Below are 23360 nucleotides of genomic sequence, written 5' to 3'. Positions count from 1 at the left end.
CTTAAGGGGATTTTGGTGGTGCCGCGGATGCGGCGGTGATGCCGGGTCAGGCGCTGAGGGAGAGATCTTCGGAAACCACCTGGGCCAGCAGCTGGCGGCCGGTGAGGTAGCGTTCCAGGTCGTTGAGGGCGGCATCGGACATCCGCCGGGTTTCGGTGCCGAGCGAGCCGGCGATGTGCGGGGTGATCACCACGTTGGGCAGTGAATAGAGGACCGAGTCCGCAGGCAGCGGTTCCGGCTCGGTCACGTCGAGCAGGGCGTTGATCCGGCCGGTGGCGCACTCCGCCTCCAGCGCCGCGGTGTCCACCAGGGAGCCGCGGGCGGTGTTGATCAGGGTGGCGTGGTCCTTCATGGCGCGCAGTTCCAGGCCGCCCAGCATGTGCCGGGTCTCCGGCAGGGCGGGGGCGTGGACGCTGACCACGTCGGAGGCGGCCAGCAGCTCCGGCAGGGTTACCAGCGTCCCACCGGCGGCTGCCACGGCTGCAGGGTCGGCGTGCGGGTCGCTGACCAGGCAGGTCACATCCTGCAGCTGCTGGACCAGTTGGACCACACGGCGGCCGATCCGGGAAAAGCCGATCACGCCGATGGTACGGCCGATATTCCCCAGCTCGCCCCGGCGGGTGGTGTAGCTCCAGTCCGTCCTGAAGGTCCGGGCATCGTTGGCCAGGACGTGGGCCTTCTTTCCCGCCAGCACGATCGAGGCGAAAGTGAACTCCGCCACGGGGATGGCGTTGGCATCGGCGCCGTTGGTCACCAGGATGCCGCGGTCCCAGAGTTCCTGGCTGACGAAGCTGCGGACAGTCCCGGCGCAGTGGAACACCGCCTTGAGCCTGGGCAGGCGGTCAAGGGTTTCCTTGTCCAAGGCGGGAACCCCCCAGCTGGTGAGCAGGATTTCCACCTCTGCCAGCCGGTCCGCGAGGCCCGGATCCGTCAGGGAAGCGGTCCAGGGCGTGCTGCCAAGGTCCACCATTGAGGCCAGGCGCTCCAGCCGGGCGGCGTCGAACTGATCGGAGTAGGTTTCGCTGTTCATCACCAGCATTGCCTTGAGTTTAGCCGGCATTCGGGCCTCCTTTTCCGTTCTTGGGAACTGCTCCAGGCCGGGCAGTTCATGGCTTGCATCACATCTGGAATCCAGTACATACTCATGAACAGCACAGTTCAACCAAGCCATTCGTACTCGATCTGAAACAATCAGAGTCGAACAAAAGAAGAGTTTTCCCGATGACGTCCCAGCACGGCTCTCCCGAACTCCCTCCCGCCTTTCCGTTGGCGGCCGCGTGGGGCGATACCGCTTCCGCCGGCAACCTGGTGTCCCTGCTGGCCGGCGCCCGCGGGCGGCTGGCGGCTCCCGCCGTCGGCGATCCTGCATGGTGCGCGGCGGCAGGACCGCGCACCGGCCAACTGCAGCGGGACGCCCGGGCGGAACGCGGCACACCGTGGCCGCAGCCCCTGGTGTCCCACTACGCCCGGTATTTCAGGGACGGCAACCGCACCGCCTACGAGGGGCTGGTGGGCGCCCGGCAGCAGCGGCTGACACGTGCGGTGGTACTGGCACTGGCAGCGCAGCCCGGCCAAAACCCTGACCCGGACGGACCGTCGGGGGCAGCACCGGCCTGGCTGGATGAAGTGATCGACGGCGCCTTCCTGCTCTGCGAACAAAGCTCGTGGAGCTGGGCCGCGCACGACGACGTGTTCACCCGCACGGGGGACGTGCTGCCGGATCTGGACCGGCCTTATCTTGACCTGGGCGCCGGGGAAGTGGCGGCGCAGCTGGCCTGGCTGGACCTGGTGCTGGGTGCCGAACTGGACGGCAGGGCGCCGGGACTGCGGCGCCGGATCCGGGACGAAGTGCAGGCCCGCGTGATCCGGCCCTTCCTGGACCGGCTGGACTGGCACTGGCTTGGCCTGGACGGCGATGTCCACAACTGGAACCCCTGGATCCATTCCAACCTCCTGGCCGCTGCGCTGTTCCTGGTTGACGACCCCTGGGTCCGGGCCCTGACTGTTGCGCGGTGCATCGAAGGCCTGGACCGGTTCCTGGCCGCCATCCCGGCCGACGGGGCCATCGATGAGGGTTTTGCCTACTGGTGGAACGGCGCGGGCAGGGCGCTGGAGGGACTCTCGCTGCTCACGGAGGCAACCGGCGGGGCGCTCGACGCCGACCTGCCGGTGGTCCGCGAAATGGCGGCCTTCCCGCACCGGATGCACATCGGCGGCAGCTGGTACCTGAACGTGGCGGACGGTCCGGCGCAGGCAGCTCCGGCGCTGCCGTGGAGCATGCTGCGCCGGTGGGCCGGCCAGCTGGGCAACGCCGACGCGGCAGCGCACGCCGAAGCCGCAGACTCCGGGGAGCCGGCGCCGGCCGCGGGCCTGGGCAGGATGTTGCGGCCGATCCTGGCCGCCGGCGCCCATGGAGTGGCAGCTGGACCATCCGTCGGCGAGGAAGCCGGTCCGGGCTCCGGCTCCGTGGTCGGCGCGGGGTACCCGCTGGTGCCGTTCGCCTACCTGCCCTCGGTGCAGGTGATGGTGGCCCGCGAAACTGCCGGCAGCAGCACCGGACTGTTCCTGGCAGCCAAGGGCGGGCACAACGGCGAGCACCACAACCATCGCGACGTGGGATCCGTGGTGGTGGCCGTGGACGGTGTGCCGCTGCTGGTGGATGCCGGTCAGCCCACATACACGGCCCAAACGTTTGGGCCCGACAGGTACAGCATCCGCGCCATGCAGAGTGCCTGGCACAGCGTCCCGGCACCCGCCGGGCAGGAGCAGGGCACCGGCAGGGAGTTTGCCGCGCACGTTGTCCACGTGCCGGCTGCCGGGAATCCCGTGCTGGGACTGGAACTGGGGGCCGCCTATGGGCTGGCCCCCGGGCAGTGGGTCCGCACCGCGGCCCTGGACCGTGACGCCCGGCAGGTACGGGTGACCGACACCTGGGACCTGGCTGCTGCACCGCAGGAAGGCGCGGCCGGGGACGGTACCTCCATCACCTACCTTGCTGCCGGAACCGTGCGGATCGGCACCGGCGCCCACGCCGGCACCGCAACAATATCGCCGGCAGGGATCCCCGTACCCGTCCCCGGAACCGCCGCAACGCCCGGCAACCCTGCCACCCGCGGCGCCGCCCTGCGCTGGGAGCCGGAATCCGCCGTCGTGCTGGTGGACGAATGGCAGCTCGACGACCCGCTCCTGGCCGGCGTCTGGGGTGCCAGGCTGACCCGCCTGCGCTTCAGGATGTCCGCCGACAACCGCGCCGCCGGCGCATTCACCCTCACCGTGGAGGCCACACCATGAGCACCCCGCCAGCATCCGTCCCCGCCGGGAAGTCCCTGTTTTCACTCCAGCGCAGGGAGCGCCTCATGGAGGAACTCCGGGCCCACGGTGCCATCACCGTCCGCGGGATCGCGGCCAAACTGGGTGTCAGCGAACTGACCATCCGGCGGGACGTGAACATCCTGGCGGACGAGGGCCTGGTGTCCCGGGTGCACGGCGGCGCCACCCTCCGCAGCCCACTGGACCGGTCGGCGGCGGCCAGGCCGGCGTCGAACAGCTACTCCATCGGCATGGTGGTGCCCTCGCTGGACTACTACTGGCCGCAGGTGATCAGCGGCGCCCGGGCCGAAGCCGAAGAGCAGAACCTGAGGATCCTGGTCCGCGGCTCCGCCTACGACGCCGCCGACAACCGCCGGCAGGTGCAGGCGCTGCTGGACACCCAGAACATCGACGGCCTGATCGTGGCACCGGACATGACCGGCGAACACGGCCGTGAGCTGCTCCGCTGGCTCAACACGCTGCCCATCCCCGTGGTCCTCGCCGAACGCCGGCCGCCCGCGGAGGTTCCGGCGCACCGCCTCGAGTGGGTGGCCACTGACCACTCGTTCGGAGCCGGCATGGCCGTGCGGCACCTGTGGCAGGAGGGGCACCGGCAGATCGGCTGCCTCACGGACTCCGCGAGTCCCACCAGCCCACACGTGGTGCGCGGCTGGCGGCAGGCCCTGGCCGCCATGAAGATCCCGCTGGAAGGCTCGGTCCATGAGGACTCGGCCACGCAGGGCCCGGGCGGCAGGGCGGAACACTTCGACCACGTCCTTGAACTCTGCCGTGTCACCGGAACCACCGCCATGCTGGTCCATTCGGACACCCAGGCGGTGGCGTTTGTGCAGCACTGCGTGGACCGCGGCCTGCAGGTTCCCGGGGACATGGCGGTGGTGGGCTACGACGACGAGGTGGCCTACCTCGCCGAACCCGCCATCTCCGCCGTTCGGCCGCCCAAGCAGTATGTGGGGAAAGTGGCGGTGCAGCTGATGGCCGCGCGGCTCGCAGAGGGAAGGCAGCGGCCCGTGCACCGGGTCGGCCTCAACCCCGACCTGATCCTGCGCGACTCCTCCGTGGGAGCGCCCCGCGTCCCCGCCGCCGGCCTGCTGCAGGAAACGCTGTGATGGCGGGGGCAACGCCGGCACGTCCCACGGCGCTGCTGCTCAGCGGGACCGGCCGCTACGCCGACCCGTGGCATCCCTTTGCGGAAACCTCCGCAGCGCTCGCGGACCTCCTCCGGGAGGCAGGGTTCGACGCCGTCCTGCCGCCGGACGTGGACGCCGCACTGGCTGCGTTGGCGGACCTGCCCGGCGCGGACCTGCCGGCCCTCCTCGCCATCAACGTGGGCCTGCCGCGGGACGGCGCACCCTCACCCGGGACGCCGCAGGCCGCTGCCGGGTTGTCCCGCTGGCTCCGGCTGGGCAGGCCCCTGCTGGCGTCCCATTCCAGCGCCACCAGTTTCACCGACCTGCCCGAATGGGAGGACGGGTTGGGCGGACGGTGGATCCGGGGTACGTCCATGCACCCCGACTACGGCCCGGCGGCCATCTCGGTCCGGCCGGAGTCCGGACCCGTGGTGGCGGGCATCCCGGACTTTGTGCTGCCCGATGAGAAATACAGCTACCTGCGCACCGCGCCGGGCATCACCGTGCACGCCACGCACGTCCACAACGGCCTGGACCATCCCACCGTGTGGTCGCTGGAGCGCCCTGGCGCAGGCAGCGGCGGCTCCGGCCGCACTGTGTACGACGCGCTGGGCCATGACGCCGCCTCCTACGCCTCACCCGAACACCGCAGGCTGCTGCGCCAGGCCATCGGCTGGCTCACCGCCGGCAGCCCGGACGGCGCGCAAGCCCCGGCCCCCGCATGACCCGGCTCCTGCCAACCTGTTTTTGACCAGGCGCCTGCCACCGATCAACCGCCCCTGCCACCGACCCGCCAGGACACCATGACCCATCGTGCCGCCCCGCCCGCCCTTGTCCTCCCGCCGCTGGACCGGAAACTGTCCCCGCTCACCGGCCTGACCCGCGACCATTGGTGCGCCTACGCGGACCATATGTTGCGGTCCGCCCACCGGTTCGCCACCCCCGACCACGCCAACCTCTACCTTCCCGGCGCCAGCAGCGCCTACGGCCCGCGCAGCGATTCGCTGGAGGCCTTCGCCCGCACCTTCCTGCTGGCGTCCTTCCGGCTGGCCGGTGACCCGGACGGAACCGGCTGGCTGGCCGACTGGTACGCAGCAGGCCTCGACGCCGGCACCAACCCGGCCAATCCGGACCGGTGGCCCACACCCGGCGAGCTGGGGCAGGCCAAGGTGGAGGCGGCGTCGTTGGCTGTTGGCCTGGCCCTGACCCGGGACGTGCTGTGGGACAAACTGCCGCAGCGGGTCCAGGAACAGCTGGTGGCCTGGTTCGAGACGGTAATCGGCGAGGAGTACCCGCCCATCAACTGGGTGTGGTTCCAGATTGTGGTGGAGATGTTCCTGGCCAGCGTGGGCGGCCGGTACTCCGACGCCGATATCGACGCCGGCCTGGCAACCCACGATGCCCTCTACCGCGGCCACGGCTGGTTTGCCGACGGCCCCGAACGCGCCTACGACCATTACGTGGGCTGGGCCTTCCACGTCTATCCGCAGCTGCTGCAGCTGATGGCGCCGCAGGACCCCCGGGTCCGGGCCCGGCGGGACCTCGACGGCGGCCGGCTGGCGGATTTCCTGGCCGACGCCATCCATCTGGTGGGCGGCAACGGGGCCCCGCTGATCCAGGGCCGCAGCCTGATCTACCGCTTCGCCGCCGCGGCGCCGTTCTGGTCCGGCCAGCTGCTGGGCCAGACGCGGCTGAGTCCCGGGGTGTCCCGGCGGGCGGCGTCCGGGATCCTGTCCTACTTCATGGAGCGGGACGCCCTCACCCCGGACGGGCTGCTCTCCATCGGCTGGCACGGCGAGTTCCCCGGCATGAAGCAGTCCTACTCCGGTTCCGGGTCGCCGTACTGGGCAGCGAAGGGCATGATGGGCCTGGCTTTGCCCGCGGATCACCCCGTGTGGACTGCCGTGGAGGAGCCCTTGCCGGTGGAGGCCGCGGACACCCGGCGGCTGATTGCCGCCCCCGGCTGGCAGGTAAACGGCACGGTGGCGGACGGCGTGGTGCGGGTCCGGAACCACGGCACCGACCACGCCAACCCCGGGAGCACGGTGGCGGATTCGCCGCTGTATGCCCGGCTTGGCTACTCCACCCACACCTTCCCGGACCTGGCACCGGAATCCCTGGACAACGCGGTGGTGCTGCAGTCCGGGTCCGGGCAGCTGACGCACCGGACCGGCTTTACCGTCCTGGCGCAGGCGGACCTTGATGGTGTCCTGCTGGGTGCGTCCCGGTTCACGGCGCACTGGATTTCCGTGGACCCCAACGCCGGCCCCGACCATGGCAGCGGCGCAGCGGGCGTGGCGGTCGCCGGGCCCCAGGCCACCGTGGTGTCGCTGACCCGCGGGGCGGTGGAGCTGCGGCTGGTGCGGCTCCGCGGGACGGCCGCCGCCGGGGCGGATTCCCGCCTGCGGATCGGCGGCTGGCCGGTGGACCAGGATGGAGCGGATTCCGTTTTGAGCAGGATCCTGGCCGCGCCTTGTGCCGGCGGGCCACTGGACGACGCCGGCACCTGGGTCCGGGAGGCCGCGCACCCCATGGGGGAGCGGCTCACCATCCCCTGGGTTGGTACCGCCGGCGCCGCCCGCGACGGTGACTATGCCGCCGTCGTGGGCCTGGACGGTGCCGGGCTGGAGCGGGAACTTGCCGGCGCGCGGTGGTCCGACGGCGGCAGCTTTGTGTTTGCCGACGGCACCGCCGTGGACCTCGCGGCGGTGTGGGCGCGGCTGGAATAGCGCCGCAGGTCCCTGGGTCTAACCGGCCAGGCAGGCAGGCGCACACAGCGGGGCCCGCGGCGGGATTGACACCCCGCCGCGGGCCCCTTTTTGCCGTGCGGTTACTTCCCGGCCGCGAAGTAGCTTACACAGGCCCCCTGGTTCCGGAAGCCCGGGTCCAGGTTGGTGGCCCAGCCGCCGTTTTTACAGGCGTCCTTGCCGGTCACAAACGCCACGGTGTATGCCCGCGTGGTGCCGTCCGGGGCGCTGACGGTGACTTCCGCCGTCGGGTTCCCGCTGCTTGCCTGGATCACCGTGACCCGGGCGTTGGTGTCCAGCGGGACTGCCGCCACCGTGGGAAAGGCTGCGGTGGCCGTGAGGACGCTGTACCCGGAGTCATCGGGATCGAACCCCGCCACGGACTGCTGGTCCACCAGCAGCCTGCCCAGGGTGGGCAGTCCGGCCGGAGCCGGCCGGGTGCCCCGGATGGCCACCTCGGCCACCTTGGTGTAGGAACCAGGGGTGGCCAGCACCACCCGGATGCCGCGCGTTGCCACCGGGCTGAAGGCCACGGTTGCCGGGGCTGCGGTGCTGAGCCCGGTGATGGTCCCGGCGGACGTGTCCTGCCATGCTCCGGCCGCGTCCTGGTACTGAACCTTCAGGCTTTGCGCGGCCTTTTCGGCTGACGTCACCGTCACCGAATCCACCGTGTACTCCCGGCCGAACCCATACGTGAGGCTGTCACCCGCACGGCCGGCGCTGACCCAGTTGGACCAGGCGGAGCCGGCATTGCCGTCGCAGGTATTGCGGGCCAGGTAGGACCCTTCCGTGAAACTGGCGGTGGCGGTGGTGGCGGGATCCGCCCGGCAGATGTTGTCCACGGTTTCGCTGGCCACCACGATCACCGTCAGTACGGCTGCCAGCGGCTGCTCCCCGGAAACCCCGGTGGCCGCAGTCCCGCGGACGGTGTACGTCCCGGGCACCTGCAGCGCGGCGGCGTCGAACGAATTCCAGTCCCACGTTGCCGTGAGCCGGTTCCGGGCCGGCCCGGCGCTGATCTGGCCCGGCACGCTGCCCGGTGCTGCCGCCTGGAGCGCGGCCAGGGTGGAGCCTGCCCCCACGGTGGCCGACACCGGATCGGTGGCGGCGTAGCGGCCCACCTCCACCGTCACGGTGGCGTCATTGAAGCCCGCGCCGTACAGGTCCGTCCCGGAACCCGTGACCGTCACGCGGCCCGCCCTGTCCCAGGCGGCAGGGTCAATCTGCTGCCACTGCACCGCAATCGGCCGGCCCGCACCGTTGCCGTACAGGGGGATGACGGTCGCCGGCAGTTCCGGGGCCACCCCCACCGGCGTGCTGAGGTCCACCTTGGTGGTGCCCAGCAGCTGCAGGTCTTCGAGGTCGGTGAAGCCCCACACCTGGTGCGGGTTGGCGGTGGCCGTGGCGGTGGTTCCGGTGGACGAGCCCAGGGAAACCGCGGTCCCGGCCGTCGTCTGGCTGCCCGCCACCTGCAGGGCACTGGCCGCGGCAGCGTTGACCAGCGACCACTTCCGGCCGTTCTCCGTGCTGAGGATCCACTGCGCCGCGGGCGTGGCCTTTGCCTGTTCCAGTGTCATTCCGGACAGGGTGGCGGTACCGGCCTGGCTGCCGTTGAGCACGCCGCCGGTTCCGGCCAGGACCCGGCCGTCCTTGTTGGTCAGCACCCAGCGCCGGTTGTGGGCGTACTCATCGTCGCTGCGGACGGCGTTGAAGGTCCACACCTGCGGGGCCACCGCAGCCATGCTGGACCCCGGGTCCTGGATGGCGGCGGAGCCGTCGGCGCGGGCCGTCAGGTCCTTGCCGCTGGCGTCACCGGTGAGGTGGTAGCTGTGGCCGTCCTGCACCGGTGCGGCGTCGGCGGCAACGCCGCTGACGCCGTCGACGACGAACGTCACCACCGAAGCGGCCGGCACCTCCAGCGTGGCGGACTTCGCCGCGGCATCAACGGCGACGGGGGCGCCCTTGACCAGCGCGTTCCGCTCGATGTCCTCAAGGGGGGATTTGGTGGTGATCACCGGGGTCACGGTAGCGCCGGGGGCGATGGAACCGAAGCGGCTCAGGTCCAGGGTGACCTTCTCCGGCGTCGCGGTGTCGTTGAAGTGCACCAGCGTGGCGCCTTTGCCGTCCGCCTTCAGGGCGCTCGCGGTTTTGGCGTTGTCGTTCTGGATCAGGAAATCGCCCGGCCGGATGTAATGCGTGAAGTTCCGGGTGGTGTTGTACTTCTGGTTGGTCAGCACCTTGCACTTGGCGGCTTCGGCACTGGCTCCGTCGTTGATCCGCCGGTTGGAGGACCCTTCACGGCCGGCGTAGTTGCAGTCGAAGTCCACGTAGATGGAGCCCCAGCCGCCGTCGCCCTTTTCCTGCTTGTAGGTGTCCTCCACGGGCTGCCAAAACACCCAGGCGTCCGGCTCCAGCTCACGCAGGTCATCCACCATGCGCCCGGCGATGCCCAGCCCGTTCGCGATGTTGGACCGGTCCCAGCCCCCGGTGGAGTCGCCGAGTGCGGGGTTGCCGCGCCAGGAGCCGCCCACTTCGCTCATCCACAGCGGCTTGTCCGCAGACTTGGCCAGGTCCCGGACCCGGCGGCGGTCGCCGGTGCCGTAAGTGTGGACGTTCAGCTGCGCCACGGCGTCCTTGGCGGCCTGGCTGTAGCCGTTCCAGTTGGTCATGAACTTGCCCGGATCCGTCTCGTCCATCCCGGAGATGACGGCCCCGGTGGTGGTGCCGGCCTTGGCCAGTTCGGCGGCCAGCAGCCGGGTGACGCGGTCCTGCGCCGCAGGATAAATCAGGGCACCTTCCTGCTTCTGCGTGTAGCTGGTGGGGGGTTTGCCCGTGGCAGCGTCGATGTCGGTGCCCCAATAGCCGGAGTTGGGCTCGTTGAACGGGTCGATGGTGTTCACCGTGATGCCGCTGCCCTCCTCCAGCAATTGCACGGCATGCTTCATGTACGCGGCGAACTTGGCCTCCGCCTGGGGCAGCAGGTTTTCGCCCTTGGCGGGGGTGGGCTGGCCCGAGACGTAGCCGCTTTTGGTCATGAACCAGGGCGGGGAGTTGCTGAAGGCTTCCCAGTGGGTGATCTGCTGTTCCGCGGCGAGCTTCTCCACCCACCAGCGCTGGTTGGCGTCCGCGTCCGGGTTGTAGGACGCGGGATCATCCGGGTTCCACTGCTCCAGGAAGGCCAGCTTGTTGGCCTGCGCTTTGTCCACCGTGCCGTCAGGGTTGTACAGGTTGGACGGAGCGGTGCCGGCGGGCACTTCCGTTTTCGGCTGCCACCAGCCTTCCACCGCGCTGCCGTCGTTGAGGTAGTTCTTTACGTCGGAGGCGTTGCCGCCGCCCACGTTGTAGCGGGCGATGTTGAGGTTCAGGCCTTCCTGCCCAAAGACCTTCTGGTACAGCTCTTCGCGGAGTTCGGGGGAGTAGCCGGCCGTCGCGTTGGCGAACCAGACCAGGCTGGTGCCCCAGCCCTCGAACGCGGCTCCGCGGCTTGCCGGGTTGGGCGTGATGGTCACCGGAGTGGGCGGGTCTGCAGCGCCGGCGGGTGCCACGGGGAGCAACGCCAGCCCGGCCACCGCCGTCACCGCGGCAGCGAGCGCGGCCACCGGCTTCCTGGCCCGTCGGGTTCTTCGTGCGGAAAACGTCATTGTTGTACCTCGCAGTCATGGGGGTGCGGAGCTGTTGCCGGTCCCGCAGCCGGGAAGTCCGGGCACAGCGAGACTATGGGCGGGGTCGGAACGGAACAAGGCATCCGAACAAGTTCGGTCGCACTCGGTCACGGGTGTTCAGGACGTGTTCGACGGCGGTACCGGCCGTGGGCAGGCCGTCCCGGCCGCCGGCGAAACTTCGACTTCGCGTCCTGCAGGACAACCCGTGCCGTGCCCGATGGCCGCGGGACGCCTGAAACATGCGTGCGGCGAACCGAAACGATCATTTAACACACCGGAAACCCACCCGGAGATGCCAGCTTTACTCTGGAAACAGACGGCGAAAGCTGCCCTCCGCTGGACGCGGTTCTGATTCCGCGCCCCTTCTGCCGGAGCGGCATTCACGGGCGATTTCCGTTCTCTCCTCGCATCACGAAAGGGGTTTCCCATGGATTCGGGAAATGTCGCTTGGATTTTGGCCAGCTCAGCGCTGGTCTGCATGATGATCCCCGCCCTTGCCCTGTTCTACGGGGGCATGGTGGGCTCACGCCGCATTCTGAACATGATGATGATGTGCTTCGGCGGCGCCAGCCTGGTGGCTGTGCTGTGGGCACTCTTTGGCTACTCACTGGCCTTCGGCAACTCAGTGGGCGGACTGGGGCTGATCGGCGACATCACCGAATTCCCCGGTCTGGGACAGCTGCTCGCCGCGGATGACGAGGCGTCCATCCCGGTAGCACTGTTCGCAGCTTTCCAGCTCTTCTTTGCCTGCGTCACCACCGCACTGGTGGCGGGCGCAGCGGCGGGCCGGATGAAGTTCGGCGCCTGGATGCTGTTTGCCGGCATCTGGGCCACCATTGTCTACTTCCCGATCGCCCACTGGGTGTTTGCGTTCTCCTCTGCGGACGGCAGCGTCACCGGCGGCTGGATTGCCAGCGGCATCAAGGCAATCGACTTCGCCGGCGGCACGGCTGTGCACATGAACGCAGGCGCCGCGGCCCTGGCCCTGGCCCTGGTCCTGGGCAGGAGCTCGGGCTGGCCCAAGATGGAACACACCAAGCCGCACAGCCGGCCGCTGGTGCTGATCGGTGCCGGCCTGCTGTGGGTGGGATGGTTCGGCTTCAACGCCGGCTCCGCCCTGTCCGCAGGCCAGTCGGCGTCGGTGGTTTTCCTTAACACCGCAGTTGCTGCCTCGGCCGGCCTCCTGGCGTGGGCCCTGGTGGAACGGATCCGCCACGGCGCGGCCACCAGCATGGGCGCCGCGTCCGGCCTCATCTCCGCGCTGGTCGCCATCACGCCTGCCTGTGGCGCCGTCAGCCCGCTGGGCGCGGTGGCCATCGGCCTGATCGCCGGTGCGGTTTGCTCGCTGGCGATCGAACTGAAGTTCCGGCTCGGCTACGACGACTCACTCGACGTAGTGGGCGTCCACCTGGTGGGCGGCATCCTGGGCACCCTGCTGATTGGGCTCTTCGCCACGGACGCAGCCCCGAACGCCGTCAACGGGCTCTTCTACGGCGGCGGCTTCGAGCTCCTCGGAACCCAGGCCCTGGCCACGGTCACGGTGCTGGCCTACTCGTTCGGCATCACCTGGCTCCTGGCCAAGATCCTGGACCGGACCATTGGCCTGCGCATCAAGCCCGAGGATGAAATGCGCGGCATCGACCTCGCGGCCCACTCGGAGCTTGCCTACCTCACCGATGAAGACCCGGTGGAGCTGGGGTCCCCCCAGCGCAGCTAGACCATTCCGGACGGTGCCAATGCGCCGTCCGGAAGACGAGCCAGGCAGAGGGCCGGGCCCTGGGACGTACCAGCGGGGGGCGCTGGGCGGCCGTTCCAGGAGCCGGTCCTCTGCCTTCGTTTTGCCGTCTGTCTCAGCCGGCGGTGCAGACCAGGACGCCGTCCCGGACCTCCACCACGGCCGCGCGGACGTGGCTGAGCCTGGTTTTGGGGTCCGGTGCCATGGTGTCAATGTCTTCGCCGCCCCAGTGGGGATGCGTGAAGTAGACCACCAGTGCCTGGTCCGGGCCGCCGTCGGACGACAGGGGAACCACGTCCGCATGCCGGCCCACCACGGCCCGGCCGGCCACGGACTCGGGGGCGGCAAGGATCAGTCCGTCGCCCTCCTTCTGCCGCAGCCAGCCGCCTGCCGCGTCCTCCGACCGGTACACCGCCTGGCCGCGCCACTCGTCCACCACCATCCAGTACCAGCCACCGAGCCGGAATACCTTGGGACCCTCGTGCGGGCGGCCCGGAAGCGTGATGCCTTCGACCGCCCACGACGACGGGTCGTGCGGCGCGTCGCTGACCGCGCTGTAGGTGTTGGACCCGCGGGCCTCGTCCTTGTACCAAAGGCGGTAGCGGCCGTCCCCGCACAAGGCCACGGCGGCGTCGATCACCCGGGGCGAGTCGAGGTCCACCTGGCCCAGGTATTCCCAGTCGGTGAGGTTCCGGCTGGCCAGCTGCACAATCCCGGCCCCACCTGTCCAGTCAGTGCGGACACCGCCCAGCACCGTCAGGTACATGAACCACTGGTCGCCCAGGCGGACGACGTCGGGCGCCCACAGCGTTGCCGGCAGTTCCGTTCCGGGCGGCACCAGGCCGGCCACGGTGCCCTGGTAGGTCCAGCTGGCTCCGCCGTCAGCGGACCGGGCGACGCCGATGCCCGTCCCGTGCACCCATTCCACGCCGGTCAGCCCGTCCTGGGTGGCCCTGCGCTGGGTGTAGAAAAGCACCCAGTCCCCGGTGCGGTGGTCCCGGACCAGGACGGGATCCGTTGGCCCGTCCCAGACGGGGTCCCGGTAGGGGGTTGCGAAGGCGTCCGGCCGCAGCGGAATCACGGCGGGGACGGCATTGGCCTGCTCCTGTGGCACATCTTCTCCAACGTTGTACTTACTTCGTTGGCTTCAGCTTAGGGGGTATTTCCGACGCGCAAAAGCATCCGCGCGGCGCAGATTCCCTGGCGCGGCACTTATCCGGGGTGCGTCACGGAATCTGCGCGTCGACAGGAGGTTTGCGTGTCGCCAATGGACGCCGCCACGGGTGCCCTACTCCCGGAACAGCCCGGCGAGGTCCTCGGCCGTGATGGCACCGCCGGACAGGGCGTCGCCCTCCATCACATCCGCGAAGAGCTGGGACTTGCGCGCCTTCAGGGCCATGACCTTCTCCTCGATCGTGTCCTTGGCCACCAGCCGGTACACCATCACGTTCCGGGCCTGCCCGATCCGGTGCGTCCGGTCCACCGCCTGCGCCTCCGACGCAGGGTTCCACCACGGATCCAGGAGGAACACGTAGTCGGCCTCCGTCAGGTTCAGGCCGAAGCCGCCGGCCTTGAGGCTGATCAGGAAGACCGGGGCGCTGCCGTTTTTGAACTCGTTGACGACGTCGGCACGGTTGCGGGTGCCGCCGTCGAGGTAGCAGTACTCGATGTTCTCCTCGTCAAGGCGCTCGCGGACCTTCCCCAGGAAGCCGGTGAACTGGCTGAAGATCAAGGCGCGGTGCCCCTCGGCCACCAGGTCCTCGAGCTGTTCAAAAAGCACGTCGAGCTTGCTGGACCGGACCGCGGACAATGACGGGTCAACCAGCGAAACGTCCAGGCTGAGCTGCCGCAGCAGGGTCAGCGACTGGAAGATGGTGAACCGGTTTTTGTTGACGTCCTCAATCAGGCCCAGGATCTTCTGCCGCTCCCGCTGCAGGTGCGTCTGGTACACCTTCTGGTGCCGCGGATTGAGCACCACTTCGAGGATCTGCTCCTGCTTGGGCGGCAGGTCCTTGATTACCTGGTCCTTGGTGCGGCGCATCATCAGGGGACGCACCCGCCGCCGGAGCTTGTCCAGCTGGCCCTTGTCGGCGTTTTTCTCCACCGGCTTCTGGTAGTTTTCGGCAAACCGCTTGGGACTGGCGAACAGCCCGGGCGCCACGATGGACGTCAGCGCCCAGAACTCCATCAGGTTGTTCTCCAGCGGCGTTCCGGTGATGGCCAGCTTGAAGGGGACCGGCAGCTTCCGGGCGCACTGGTACGCCTTGGACTGGTGGTTCTTCACAAACTGGGCCTCATCCAGCACCAGCCCGGACCAGGCGTGGGACGCGTACGCCTCGTAGTCGATCCGGAACAGCGCGTACGACGTGATCACCAGGTCGGCTCCCGCCATCGCCGCCGCCGGCTGCCGGCCGCTCTTCGCGAACGTCTCGCTGACCGTGTGGACCTTCAGCCCCGGACCGAAGCGGGCAGCCTCCGCCGCCCAGTTGCCCACCACGCTGGTGGGGGCCACCACCAGGAAGGGGGCGCCGCCGTCGGGACCTGTTGGTTGAGCGTCAACGCTGCCGGGTACGACGGCGGCAGCGGTTCCGTCAGTGCCGGCGGACTGGGCGGCCAGGTCCTTTGCCGCGCACATCAGGGCCAGTGCCTGCACGGTTTTACCCAGGCCCATGTCGTCGGCCAGGACACCGCCGAGGCTGTGCCGGTACAGGAACGTCAGCCAGTTGAAGCCTTCCAGCTGGTACGGCCGGAGGTCCGCGTCCAGGCTGGCCGGCAGCGGCAGGCCCTCGATGCCGCCTTCCAGCAGGCCGCCCACCGCCGCGCGCCAGGACGCCGCCTGCTCGTCCACGATTCCCAGCTGCGCCAGTTCATCCCACAGGCCGGCCTGGAACCGGCTGATCTGCAGCGGCGCATCCTTGTAGTCCTGCAGTTCGCGGGCTTCGTCGATCAGGGCGCGCAGCTGGTGCAGCTCCGGCAGGTCCAGGGAGAAGTACGCGCCGCTGGGCAGGAGCATCCTGGTCTGCCCGGAAGCGAGCGCCGAGAACACCGCGGCGAAGGAGACCGGCTGGCCTTCGAGCGAAATCTGGATGCCCAGGTCGAACCAGTCGCGCTGTTCCGTGGCCTTGGTGGAGATCGACACAACGGGGGCTTCCTCGGCCTCCCGGTAATCGGCGATGTCACCGGCGGTGTCCACATCAACGTCCGGCGCCTCCCGGAGCCGGGGCAGCACGTCCTCGGTGAACGCCAGCGTGTCCAGGCCCTTGAGTTCCACGGACGCTGCCAGCCGGGGCGTGCCCCAGCCGCCGGTGGCTGACTCGCCCAGCGCCGGAACCGCCTCCCAGGGCTGCCCGATGCCGTCGAGGATCCGCGCTTCGGCGGTGTCATCGCGGTAGCCGTGATCGCCCGGATGGCGCCACAACGGCTGGGCCGTAACCAGCTTCCCGGCCTTGTAATGCCACTCCCAATGCAGCCGCACCCGGTGGTCGGCGCCATAGTTCGCCAGCAGCGAGAGGGTGGGAACAGCCAGGGTGGGCAGCTCCACGGACTCGTCCCGCGCCGTCACCCGTGCCGTCTGCTTCAGCTTCGGGTAGAAACCGGTGAGGAACCGCGACTCGTCCTTGGCCGGGATCCGCAGCGCGCTGCCGGCCGTCACAAACGCCAGAAGTTCCTCGCTCAACCCGTTTTCCAGGGGCGCCAGGGTAATTACGGTGTCCGTGGCCGGCCCCTCGGTCACTCCGGGCAGCGTCTCCGGGACAGTGCCGTCCGCCGTGGTGGTGAAAAAGAGGCCATGCGCCGGCCGGCCCAGGGTGCCCACAGCGGCCGGGTCCACCTCGCCGCCGTCAACGCTGATGGTGGGCGAGAGCTCCAGGCCGCCGTCCGGCGGTGTGCCTTCCGCCGGGGCGGGTGTACCGAAACGGCCCAGGTTAAGCCCGACGGCGGCGGGGGACTCCGCGATCCGGACCGGTTCGGTGCCGCGCGAATGGACCAGGGCCAGGCCGATCTTGCGGGCGTCGGCCAGCAGGCTCCACAGGTTCCGGCCCGCGTAGGAGTTCAGCCCCAGCCACAGCCCGGAGGAGTTGTGCATCCGGCTGGCGGATGCCGAGTGCGCGGCCAGGAACTCCTGCATCCATTCGACGTGCGCCTCGTTGCATTCGCGCCGGAAGTTCAGGTAGCTGAGCGTGTTCCAGGAAACGTCGCCACGGATCCATTTGCCCTTGGACCCCATGATGACCGGCCGGGCCTTGAGCTGCCGGACACCGCGGACCGGATCCCGGCGCCCTGTGTAGGAGAAGTGCGGCGCGGGTTCCTCGATCTCGAACTGCAGGGCCAGCGGGACGCCCGTGCCGGCGGGGGCCGTCCCGGTGCGGGAGATCAGCGGGCTGAGGGCTTCCTCCCAATCAGTCAGGGCCACGGCCGCCGGATCCCGCGCTACCTGCGTGGCGGTGGCAGGGGAGAGCAGCTGGACCCGGATCGCCGGGCTGTCCTCGGCGGCGAAAAGCAGGGCGGCCACATGCTTGCAGTCCTTGCGGACCGGGCAGCTGCAGACACCAACGGTGCAGCTCCAGCCGCCGGCCTTCCGGACCAGTTTGGCGGTGGTGGAATACGGCACCTCTGCGCCGCCGCGGACCTTGCCGAGCATCAGCCCGGTGCCGGCGTCGAACGACATCCCCGAGACGCGGCTGCCCATGGCATAGGCGAGCCCGGCCGCGAGGGAGCGGTCGTTGATGGCGGGGGTCTGTATTGCCAGGGCCGCACTCTCGTCCGGTTGGGATGGCATGGTGCGCGCTACTTTCAGCAGGCCACGGCGGGGCCGGGTCCGGTGGTTGGTGATCTGATCCATCTTAGTTCGCCGGGCGGCACCGGTGCGCACGGGCCGGGTGCCAGGTCCCGCCCAAACTTCGCCTGACGTTCATGTGCCCCGCAACGCCACGGCTCCCTGGCCCCCGTAGCGTGACAAATATCCGAGCACCACCACCACCGCCAGCAGTGAGGATCGCCATGATCACCAGCCAGCAGCCCGTTGTCCTGACCAGCAGCAGCATCGAAGCCGGCGACGAGGAGACCGTCGAAGCCAACGTGGGCCTGGTGGATGCCATGCATGAGGCGCTCCTCCACACCGCCGAGATGTCACCCGTGGCGGTCCGCAGCTACTACGTGGACTTCTACCTGACGCAGGCGCTTGAGGGCGGCTTCGCGCAGTACGTCTTTATGGCGATCGACCGGGAGGACACCGACACGCTGATCCGCGAAGGCATGGCCGGCATGGGCGCCACCGCCCACCTGGCGCTGTTCAACCGAACAGCCGGTTTCTTCGACAACCTCTCCGGCACTGACCGCGAGCATTACCTGGATGGCGGGACTGAGGACTCCGATCTGACGCCCGACGCCGTCCTCCGGATGGAAGAGCTCGACGGCGAGTTCGAGGAGCTGCTGGAACACGAAAACATCACCGCCCTGAACGCGGCCTGGCTGCGCAGCCAGGCCGACCTTCTTGTCCTGGCCGACGACGAGGTGGACGCCCACATCGACCGCCTCGTGGCGCTTGTGCCGGACCTGGCCGAACGCCAGGCACAGGCCGACGCCGACGAGCTGGCTGACGCTCCGGACTTCGAAGTGATCATCCGGGAACTGTGCGAGGTGGCAGGGTTTGCGCTCATAAAGATCACCATGGGCGACCCGAACTACCTGCACCACGGGATCAAGACGCTGGCCTGGCACTTCAGCACCGACCACGGCGACTTCCTGATGGTCGAGGAGGACGACGAGGCGTTCATGATCAATCCCGAAACCCAGGAGATCGTGGCGGCCGTGGAGTTCGCCGAGGCCGACATGGTGGACGCGTAGCCAACCGGCTGCTCCCTGAAGGGACCGCCGGGCCGCCTTTTCCGGGGCGGCCCGGCAGTCCTGCCTAAGCCAGCTGCACCCGGCTGACGGTCACGCCACACTCAAACACCAGCCGGAACCCTGCCGCGCCGACGGCTGGTCCCTGCCCCAGCGGAATCCGCAGGACACCAGTGAACGCGGCGTCCACGTGACCGGTTCCCGCGGTGTTCCACGTACCTGCGGGGCCGGGAACCTGGACCCGCACGGTGGCCCGGGCTGCCGGGCCGGACGGGGTGCAGGACACCACGTCCAGCAGCACGGATTGCGCCCCGGCGGCAGCCTGGCCGGCAGCCGCTTCGGTCGAAAAAACCCGGTAAACGGACCAGGCCGGCTGCCCGCATCCTGCGGGAGCGATTGCGGTGCCGGCCAGCGGCGTCTCCGGGACCAGGGCCAGGTTCCCGCAGGCGTCGAAGGTCTCCGCCCGGAACCACGCGCCGCGGCTGCGGCCCGGCGTGGGGCTGCCGGCCACCTCAAGCGTTACCGCCAGCGGCAGGTCCGCAGCGGAGGCGCCGGCCAGGAGCAGGTAGCTGCCCGGCTCCACCACCAGGCGCCCGGCAGCCACGTTGAAGGTGGCCAGGCGTTCCAGGGGAACCCGGATAACGGCCGTGGCGGAGCCGCCCGCGGGAATGTCCACCCGCTCATGGCCCACCAGGAGCCGGCGCGGGAACCCGGACGGGTGGCCCGGCGCCGAGGCGTACACCTGGACCAGTTCCTGCGCCGGCCGCAGACCGGCGTTATGGACCTCGATGGTGAGCTCCGCGGTGTCGGCGCGGTCCGGGGTCCCGCCGGACAGTTCCCGCAGGGCAACGGAGCCGTACCGCACCTCGCCGTAGGTCAGGCCGTGACCCAGCGGATAGAGGGGCTCGGCGCTGCTGTAGAGGTAGGTGGACTGCGAGGTGATGATGTCGTAATCCAGGATGTCCGGCAGGTCCTCGTCGCGGCCGAACCAGGTCTGCGGCAGCCGGCCGGTGGGCCCGGAGTCCCCGCTGAGGATCTCCGCCACACCGTGGCCCAGTTCCTGGCCGCCATGCGAGGTCCAGGCGACGGCGGGGGTGTCGGCCAGCCCGCCCAGCGCGTAGGGGTAGGAGGACACGATGACCAGGACGGTGCGCGGATTTGCCTCGCGGACAATCCGGATGAGCTCCTGGTCGGCCAGCGGAAGGTCCAGCGACGTGCGGTCCAGCGTTTCCCGGCCACCCAGGTGGGGATCGTTGCCCACCACCACAATGGCCGTGTGGGCCTGGGCCGCCGCGCTCCGGGCAGCTTCGTGCCCGGAGCTGAGGACGCGGAGAACAAAGGAATCGGCCAGGCCGTAGTCCGGGACCAGCGCCGCGCTGCCCGTACCTGCCTCGATCCGCAGCCATTTTCCGCTCCCCACATGCTGCAGGGCAGCTGTGCCGTCGGCGGCGTAGGCGGCCCGGAACGTCTCCTGGACCACCCAGCCGCCCACCCGGTCCGCCGCTGCCCGAAGGTAGCCGTCCCCGGTATCCGTGACGAATTTTCCGGTCTGCACCAGCCGCAGCGTCAGTTCGCCCGAGCCCCAGTCCTTCAGGTCGAACGAATGCTCCGGACCGGGCGCCCCGGCACGGGCGGTAAGCACCGCCCCGCCGCTGCCGCCCAGGTAGCCTCCGGTCCGCACGCACCGGAAGGCAACAACGTCGGTCCCCTCCTCAGCGGTAACGGAACCGGGATAGCGGTGGCCCAGGCCTTCGGCGATGCTGACAGCATCCTGCAACGTTCCGCTGTACCAGTCGCTGAGGACCCGCGAACCCAGCGCGCCGATCACCGCGATGGACCCGGCCGGGTCACCCAGCGGCAGCAGCCGGTCCGCTGATCCGGCCGCGGGTTCATTGCGAAGCACCACCACCGCCTTCGCGGCGGCCTCCCTGGCCAGGGCAACATGGGCCGGTGTGCCAATGGCCTCGGGCCCGATCGAAGCATACGGATCGCGTTCCGGCGCGAACTCGCCGGTCCTGGCCCGGAGGGTGAGGAGTCGCAGCAGCGCGGCGTCCACGGCCGCTTCATCGATCAGACCCTTCGCCAGGGCCCCGTTGAGGTACGCGATGGAGGGGCCGGGGTTGTCACCGTCGTCAGTAAAGCTGTCGACGCCGGCGTGGAGGGCTGCGGCGTACGCGGCAGGGCCGTCGTCGAAATACTTTTCCGCCCGGAACAGCGAACCGGGCGCGCCGGCGTCTGTCACCACGGTGATCCCTTCCCCGTTGCGCCACTGCCTCAGGTGCTCCCGGACCAGGTCGGACACGTGCGCAGGCCGGCCGTTGACCAGGTTGTAGGAGAGCATCACGGCACCGGCCACCCCATCCTCGATGGGGCCGCGATAGGCGGGCAGCTCGTACTCGTGGAGCACCCGGGGGCTGAGGTTGCTGGAGGTGACGTTCCGGTCCCGCTCATTGTTGTAGCCCAGGAAATGCTTCAGCGTGGGCACCGTGAGCCACATGTGGGGGTCCCGGCCCTTCATGCCGCGGCAGAATGCCCCGGCCAGCTCCGCCGTGAGGTGCGGGTCCTCGGAAAAGCCTTCCTCGTTCCGGCCCCACAGCGGGTGGCGAAGGGGGTTCACCACCGGCGCCCAGGCGTTCAGGCTGACTGACGGATCAGTGGCTTTTTTGCCGCGCAGTTCGTGGCCGGTGGCCTCGCCCAGGCGCTCGATCAGGTCCGGGTCCCAGGTAGCCGCCATGCCCACCGGCTGCGGAAAAACGGTGGCCGGTCCCAGCCACGCAACACCGTGGGCGGCCTCGGCTCCGGTGTGGAACGGCGCCAGGCCAAGGCTGTCAACGGCAGGCGAATGCTGGTGCAGCATCGCCACCTTCTGCGCCAGTGTCAGCGCCGCCAGGATGGCAGCCGGTGACCCGGCGGCCGCAGCCTCCACCGTCGGCTCTGGCCCCTGCGGTGGGGTGGGCGCCGGAACGTTGATGTCCACGGCGGGGGAGGCGGCTTGCTGGTGGGGCACTGGAATCCTATCGGCTGGTTATCGAATCGCTTATACAAAATCCGGCAAAATCCAGTGTTGCACTGGTGCTTGTGAGTCGCAACACATTTATCCCTTGCCGCGAAGGTGGGTGGTGGCCTACGCTAAACGCAGTCGAATCGATTCGATGAATCGCTTGAAGCTTTGTCTAAATGACTTCCACGAAGGAGTGCTGGTTATGCGCAGTTCCCATGTTGATCCCGCAACGGGCCACCCACGAAAAACAGCCGGTCAGTTGCTCGGTGAGGCTGCATCCCCTGCTGTAAACCGCCGGTCATTCCTGGGGATCCTCAGCGGCGCAGTGTTCCTGGCTGCGGCCCCCGCGGCGCTCACCGCGTGCTCCGGCACCGCCGCACCGCAGGCCACCTCCTCCGGCAGCCTGGCTGAAACCGTGGCCAAGCTGGTCCCGGCCTACAAGCCGCTGGAGCTGCTGAAACCGGACATCGCCTCCGTGAACGGGTCCACCCCCGGCTTCACCAGCGTCCCGGCGTCGCTGGTGAAGTCCGTGGCCAAAACCCCGGGCAGCGGCGGAACCTACACCGCCATGACCCCCGCCTGGTGGGCCGTGCCGCCGGCGCTTCCGGAGAACGGCTACTACAAGGCGGTCAATGAGAAGCTCGGCGCCACCGTCAACTTCCAGGTGAACGACGGCAACGCCTACGCGGACAAGGTGCAGACCGTCCTGGCTTCGCCCAAGGACGTGCCGGACTGGATGGTTATCCCGGCCTGGAACCTGCCGCCCCGCTTCGGCCAGGCCGCCGCCGGCGTTTTCCAGGACCTGTCGCAGTTCCTGGCCGGCGACAAGGTCAACAAGTACCCCAACCTCGCCAACATCCCCACCGCGGCCTGGAAGATGGGGTGCTTCGAAGGTGGCCTCTACGGCCTGCCGTACCCCGGCGCGCTCATCTCCGATGCCCTCTTCTACCGCGCGGACCTCTTCAAGCAGCTCGGTGTGGAACCGCCCAAGTCGGCCGACGACTTCCGCAAGGTGGCCAAGGAACTCACCGACGAATCCAAGAACCGCTGGGGCTCCGAGGACGTCTGGACCGGTGCCCAGATCATGCACGGTGTGGTCCCCAAGTGGAAAAAAGTGGGCGGCACGCTGCAGAACAAGTTCGAAACGGACGAGTACCGGGCGGCCCTCGAGTGGACCGCCAAGCTGTTCGCGGACGGCTCCGTCCACCCGGACGCCGTGGCAGGCAACGCCCAGCAGGCCAAGCAGCGTTTCGAATCCGGTGCCACCCTGATGGCATCCGACGGCATGGGCGGCTGGCACGAGGCCCTGGCCCGGGTCCTGCCCACCAACCCGTCCTTCGACCAGCAGCCCATGGACTACTTCGCCCCGGACGGCGGCAAGCCCACGCTGTTCCGCGCGCAGCCGGCCGCAATCTTCAGCTTCATCAAAAAGGCGGACGCCGCAAAGGTGGAGGAGATGCTGGCCCTGGCCAACTTCATGGCCGCCCCGTTCGGCACCGAGGAACACGTCCTGATCAACAACGGCGTGGAAGGGGTGCACTTCACCCGCGACGCCCAGGGCGTGCCCAAGGCCACCGACAAAGGCAGCACCGAGGTCACCAGCACCTACGCGTTCCTGGTCAGCCCCCCGGTGGTCAACTCCATGGTCCAGTACCCCGGGCTGGTGCAGGCACAGTCCGGCTGGGAAGCCCGGCAGGCCCCGAACGTGGTGGAGGATGTCTTCTTCGGCGTCCAGATCCAGGAGCCGGCCAAGTACGGTTCCCTCGGCAAGCCGTTCGATGACCTGGCCAAGGACATCATCCGTGGCCGCAAAACCATGAAGGACCTGGACAGCGAACTCGCTTCCTGGAAGAGCAAGGGTGGCGACGAACTCCGCGACTTCTACGCCGGATTCCTGGCATAGCCGTGGCACGCACG

12 protein-coding genes are annotated in these 23360 nt (G+C 69.2%); 7 read left to right on the top strand and 5 right to left on the bottom strand.

Annotated features, from left to right (window positions below; genetic code table 11):
* Window positions 1–46 precede the first annotated feature (46 nt).
* Window positions 47–1060 carry a hydroxyacid dehydrogenase gene (locus QRN07_RS05245; RefSeq protein WP_285240538.1) on the bottom strand — a complete coding sequence of 338 codons (1014 nt, stop codon included), beginning with the start codon at window positions 1058–1060 and terminating at the stop codon, window positions 47–49.
* A 161-nt stretch (window positions 1061–1221) separates the two neighbouring features.
* Between QRN07_RS05245 and QRN07_RS05240 the strand changes: the two genes are divergently transcribed.
* From QRN07_RS05240 to QRN07_RS05225, 4 genes are all read left to right on the top strand, one after another.
* On the top strand, window positions 1222–3291 hold the full coding sequence (locus tag QRN07_RS05240) for a heparinase II/III family protein (RefSeq protein WP_285240537.1): 2070 nt from the start codon (window positions 1222–1224) through the stop codon (window positions 3289–3291).
* Entirely contained in the window at window positions 3288–4436 is a 1149-nt protein-coding gene (locus QRN07_RS05235) for a LacI family DNA-binding transcriptional regulator (RefSeq protein ID WP_056595626.1), read from the top strand. The genes QRN07_RS05240 and QRN07_RS05235 overlap by 4 nt, the downstream gene beginning before the upstream one ends.
* A complete protein-coding gene (locus tag QRN07_RS05230; protein ID WP_285240536.1) occupies window positions 4436–5182 on the top strand; it encodes a ThuA domain-containing protein in 747 nt (248 codons plus the stop codon). Before QRN07_RS05235 ends, QRN07_RS05230 begins: the two co-directional genes overlap by 1 nt.
* A gap of 78 nt (window positions 5183–5260) precedes the next feature.
* Complete coding sequence (locus QRN07_RS05225) at window positions 5261–7186, top strand: DUF2264 domain-containing protein (RefSeq protein ID WP_285240535.1); 1926 nt, start codon at window positions 5261–5263, stop codon at window positions 7184–7186.
* A gap of 101 nt (window positions 7187–7287) precedes the next feature.
* Here QRN07_RS05225 and QRN07_RS05220 read toward each other — a convergent pair whose 3' ends face one another.
* Window positions 7288–10845 carry a discoidin domain-containing protein gene (locus QRN07_RS05220; protein ID WP_285240534.1) on the bottom strand — a complete coding sequence of 1186 codons (3558 nt, stop codon included), beginning with the start codon at window positions 10843–10845 and terminating at the stop codon, window positions 7288–7290.
* A 448-nt stretch (window positions 10846–11293) separates the two neighbouring features.
* On the opposite strand from QRN07_RS05220, the gene QRN07_RS05215 reads away from it, so the two are divergent.
* The gene (locus QRN07_RS05215; protein ID WP_050686364.1) at window positions 11294–12583 is read left to right on the top strand and encodes an ammonium transporter; all 1290 of its coding nucleotides are present in this window, start codon (window positions 11294–11296) and stop codon (window positions 12581–12583) included.
* A gap of 133 nt (window positions 12584–12716) precedes the next feature.
* Here the strand turns inward: QRN07_RS05215 and QRN07_RS05210 are convergent, their stop codons facing one another.
* A complete protein-coding gene (locus QRN07_RS05210) occupies window positions 12717–13715 on the bottom strand; it encodes a family 43 glycosylhydrolase (RefSeq protein ID WP_285240533.1) in 999 nt (332 codons plus the stop codon).
* Between the two features lie 174 nt (window positions 13716–13889).
* Window positions 13890–17378, bottom strand: a complete 3489-nt coding sequence (locus QRN07_RS05205; protein ID WP_285240532.1) for a DEAD/DEAH box helicase — start codon at window positions 17376–17378, stop codon at window positions 13890–13892.
* Window positions 17379–17599: 221 nt separating this feature from the next.
* Here QRN07_RS05205 and QRN07_RS05200 point away from each other — a divergent pair, with 221 nt between their 5' ends.
* The gene (locus QRN07_RS05200; RefSeq protein WP_285240531.1) at window positions 17600–18445 is read left to right on the top strand and encodes a DMP19 family protein; all 846 of its coding nucleotides are present in this window, start codon (window positions 17600–17602) and stop codon (window positions 18443–18445) included.
* A gap of 64 nt (window positions 18446–18509) precedes the next feature.
* On the opposite strand, the gene QRN07_RS05195 is transcribed toward QRN07_RS05200, so the two are convergent.
* A complete protein-coding gene (locus tag QRN07_RS05195; protein ID WP_285240530.1) occupies window positions 18510–21449 on the bottom strand; it encodes a glycoside hydrolase family 3 C-terminal domain-containing protein in 2940 nt (979 codons plus the stop codon).
* Window positions 21450–21645: 196 nt separating this feature from the next.
* On the opposite strand from QRN07_RS05195, the gene QRN07_RS05190 reads away from it, so the two are divergent.
* On the top strand, window positions 21646–23346 hold the full coding sequence (locus QRN07_RS05190) for an extracellular solute-binding protein (RefSeq protein WP_082178333.1): 1701 nt from the start codon (window positions 21646–21648) through the stop codon (window positions 23344–23346).
* The last annotated feature ends 14 nt before the right edge of the window (window positions 23347–23360 follow it).

The organism is Pseudarthrobacter sp. MEB009, assembly GCF_030208875.1.
Classification (GTDB): domain Bacteria; phylum Actinomycetota; class Actinomycetes; order Actinomycetales; family Micrococcaceae; genus Arthrobacter.
Note: the sequence above shows the minus strand (reverse complement) of the source record. Positions and strands in the feature narration are given on the sequence as shown.

Coding starts and splice junctions, on each gene's coding strand:
- QRN07_RS05245 (WP_285240538.1), bottom strand. CDS start 1,060: ATGCCGGCTAAACTCAAGGCAATGCTGGTGATGAACAGCGAAACCTAC.
- QRN07_RS05240 (WP_285240537.1), top strand. CDS start 1,222: ATGACGTCCCAGCACGGCTCTCCCGAACTCCCTCCCGCCTTTCCGTTG.
- QRN07_RS05235 (WP_056595626.1), top strand. CDS start 3,288: ATGAGCACCCCGCCAGCATCCGTCCCCGCCGGGAAGTCCCTGTTTTCA.
- QRN07_RS05230 (WP_285240536.1), top strand. CDS start 4,436: ATGGCGGGGGCAACGCCGGCACGTCCCACGGCGCTGCTGCTCAGCGGG.
- QRN07_RS05225 (WP_285240535.1), top strand. CDS start 5,261: ATGACCCATCGTGCCGCCCCGCCCGCCCTTGTCCTCCCGCCGCTGGAC.
- QRN07_RS05220 (WP_285240534.1), bottom strand. CDS start 10,845: ATGACGTTTTCCGCACGAAGAACCCGACGGGCCAGGAAGCCGGTGGCC.
- QRN07_RS05215 (WP_050686364.1), top strand. CDS start 11,294: ATGGATTCGGGAAATGTCGCTTGGATTTTGGCCAGCTCAGCGCTGGTC.
- QRN07_RS05205 (WP_285240532.1), bottom strand. CDS start 17,378: ATGCCATCCCAACCGGACGAGAGTGCGGCCCTGGCAATACAGACCCCC.
- QRN07_RS05200 (WP_285240531.1), top strand. CDS start 17,600: ATGATCACCAGCCAGCAGCCCGTTGTCCTGACCAGCAGCAGCATCGAA.
- QRN07_RS05190 (WP_082178333.1), top strand. CDS start 21,646: ATGCGCAGTTCCCATGTTGATCCCGCAACGGGCCACCCACGAAAAACA.